Source organism: Candidatus Binatia bacterium (genome assembly GCA_023150935.1).
Lineage (GTDB): Bacteria > Desulfobacterota > Binatia > HRBIN30 > HRBIN30 > JAKLJW01.
The window spans coordinates 1-564 of record JAKLJW010000160.1 but is presented as its reverse complement, the minus strand read 5'-3'; the positions used below and the strand labels follow the sequence as shown (position 1 = coordinate 564).

Annotated in this window: 1 protein-coding gene; it reads left to right on the top strand. The window is 69.3% G+C overall.

Annotated elements, in window-relative coordinates:
- On the top strand, positions 1-564 hold a 564-nt coding region (locus tag L6Q96_23505), incomplete at both ends, for a cell division protein FtsZ (GenBank protein MCK6557514.1).

Sequence of the window (564 nt, the reverse complement as noted above, 5' to 3'; positions counted from 1 at the left end):
ACCACGGCCGACGCACGGCCGGCCACGCCGCGCACCGGGACCGAGGAGGTGCGGCGCGGGAGCGAGACGATCCTGGTGGTGGAGGACGAGCAGCTGGTGCGGGCGCTCACGCGCCGCACGCTGGAGCGGACCGGCTACCGTGTCTACGAGGCAGGCAACGGCGCCGAGGCGCTGCAGGTGGCCCGCGAGCTGGGGATCCTCACGGTGGCCGTGGTCACGAGGCCCTTCAAGATGGAAGGCCGCAAGCGCATGCAGATCGCCGACCAGGGCATTCACGATCTCGCGAAGTATGTCGATTCGCTCATTACCATTCCGAACGAGAAGCTGCTGAGCGTGCTCGGTTCGCAGACGACGCTCCTCGACGCGTTCCGGGCGGCCAACGAGGTGCTGCAGGGCGCAGTCCAGGGCATCGCCGAGCTGATCACCCGGCCGGGACTCATCAACGTGGACTTCGCCGACGTGCGCACGGTCATGTCGGAGATGGGCATGGCGATGATGGGCTCGGGCACCGCGAGCGGCGAGGATCGCGCCCGCGAAGCTGCCGAGGCTGCGATCTCGAGCCCG